The sequence below is a fragment of the Streptomyces sp. CC53 genome, assembly GCF_001865245.1.
Taxonomy (GTDB): domain Bacteria; phylum Actinomycetota; class Actinomycetes; order Streptomycetales; family Streptomycetaceae; genus Streptomyces.
In genome coordinates, this window is sequence record NZ_MKXB01000087.1 from 31969 (window position 1) to 34466 (window position 2498).

Sequence of the window (2498 nt, forward strand, 5' to 3'; positions counted from 1 at the left end):
GCCGGCCCGCCCGCCCCCGTGGCCGCCCTGCCGGGCTCCGTGGCCCGCACGGAGCCTTGCGCGGCCACGCCGCGTGCCCCGTGCCCGCACCGCCGGAGCCCCGTGGGCCCGTACCGCTCGGGAGCCCGCGCCCGCTCCGCACGGGGCTCCCGCAGCCGGCCCCGCCCGGGTCCGAGCGGGGCCGGGCGGACCCGGCCGCGCGGCCGCGACTGACACGGGGCGGATCGTGGCGTACGCTCGACGGCTGCCCAGTGCACGTCAGAAAGGGGCCCCGTGGCCGTGCAGGACACCGTCGACTCGGTACGGGACCGGGAGATCGCGGTTGAGCAGGAGCACCTGGACCGGGTCTACCGCCGCCTGGAGGAGAAGATCCACGAGGCGGAGTTCCTCATGAACGACGCCGCCCAGCGCGGCCAGGTCGGGACGCCCGGCGCGCTCGCCGAACGGGACGCCCAGGTGTTCCGCGCGGGCATCCACCTCAACCGGCTGAACCACGAGTTCGAGGACTTCCTCTTCGGGCGCGTGGACCTGCTGTACGGCAAGGACGGCAAGAAGGGGCCCGACGGGGCGTACACCTCCGTCGAGCCGGCCGACGACGCCGTGCGGGACGACGGCACCGCCGAGATCGGGGAGACCCTGCACATCGGCCGGCTCGGGGTGCTCGACGCAGACTACGCGCCGCTCGTCATCGACTGGCGGGCCCCCGCGGCCGCGCCGTTCTACCGCGCCACCCCCGTCGACCCCGGCCGGGTAGTGCGGCGCCGGGTCATCCGGTCCCGGGGACGCCGGGTCCTCGGCGTCGAGGACGACCTGATGCGCCCCGAACTGTCCGCCACCCTCGGCGGGGAAGAACTCGCCGTCGTCGGCGACGGCGCCCTCATGGCCGCCCTCGGCCGGGCCCGCAGCCACACCATGCGGGACATCGTCTCCTCCATCCAGGCCGAGCAGGACCTCGTCATCCGCGCCCCCGCCGCCTCCGTCACGTACGTGGAGGGCGGACCGGGCACCGGGAAGACCGCCGTCGCCCTGCACCGCGCGGCCTACCTGCTCTACCAGGACCGGCGGCGGTACGCCGGGGGCATCCTCATCGTGTCCCCCACCCCGCTGCTCGTCGCCTACACCGAGGGCGTGCTGCCCTCGCTCGGCGAGGAGGGCCAGGTCGCCATCCGGGCCCTCGGCAGCCTCGTCGACGGCGTGGAGGCCACCGCGTACGACGAGCCCGCCGTCGCCCGCGTGAAGGGGTCCTCCCGGATGCTGAAGGTGCTGCGGAAGGCGGCGCGCGGCGCCCTGGAGGCGGGCGGGCAGCCGGACCGGCTGCGGGTCGTCGCCTTCGGCCGGCGCGTCGAGCTGGACGCCGAGGAACTGCGCCGCATCCGGCAGACCGCGCTCGGCGGCACCGCGCCCGTGAACCTGCTGCGGCCCCGCGCCCGGCGGCTGCTCCTCGACGCGCTGTACGCGAAGACCGGCGCCGGGGCGCGCGAGCGGGACCCCGAGCTGGCCGCCGAACTGCGCTCCTCCTTCGACGAGGACGTGACCTCGGAGGACTCCTTCACCGACTTCCTCGACGCCTGGTGGCCCGAGCTGACCCCGCGCGCGGTCCTGGCCGCGATGGGAGACGAGCGGCGCCTCGGCCGCTGGGCCCGCCGGGTGCTGAACCCCGGTGAGGTCCGGCGGGTCGCCCGCTCCCTGCGCCGGGACGCGTGCTCCGTGCACGACGTCGCGCTCCTCGACGAGCTCCAGGCCCTGCTGGGCGCCCCGGCGCGGCCCCGCAGGAAACGGGAGGCCGACCCCCTGGACCAGCTCACCGGCCTTGAGGAGCTCATGCCCGTACGGGAGGAGTCGCCGCGCGAGCGGGCCGAGCGGCTTGCCCAGGAGCGCACCGAGTACGCCCACGTCATCGTGGACGAGGCGCAGGACCTCACGCCCATGCAGTGGCGCATGGTGGGGCGGCGCGGCCGCACCGCGACGTGGACGGTCGTGGGCGACCCCGCGCAGTCGTCGTGGTCGGCGCCGGACGAGGCCGCCGAGGCGCGGGACGAGGCGCTCGGCAGCCGCCCCCGCCGCCGCTTCCCCCTCACCGTGAACTACCGCAACCCCGCCGAGATCGCCGAGCTGGCCGGCAAGGTCCTCGCCCTGGCCATGCCGGGCGCCGAGTCGCCGCGCGCGGTCAGGTCCACGGGCGTGGAGCCGCGCTTCGCGACCGTGGGGGAGCGGGAACTCTCCGAGGCCGTCAGGGAGGAAGCGCGCCGCCTGCTGGACCGGGTGGACGGCACCGTCGGCGTGGTCGTCGCCATGCACCGCCGCGAGCAGGCCGCCGCCTGGCTCGCGGGGCTCGGGGACCGGGTGGTGGCCCTGGGGAGCCTGGAGGCCAAGGGGCTGGAGTACGACGCCACCGTCGTGGTCTGCCCGGCGGAGATCGCTGACGAGTCCCCGGCGGGCCTGCGCGTGCTGTACGTGGCGCTGACCAGGGCCACCCAGCAGCTCACCGTGGTGGCCGG

General features: G+C 76.4%; 1 protein-coding gene. It reads left to right on the top strand.

What is annotated here, in order from left to right; translation table 11 throughout:
• Positions 1-273 precede the first annotated feature (273 nt).
• Positions 274-2498: UvrD-helicase domain-containing protein (locus BJP40_RS08015; protein ID WP_071279749.1), on the top strand; the 2225-nt coding region annotated here is incomplete at its 3' end.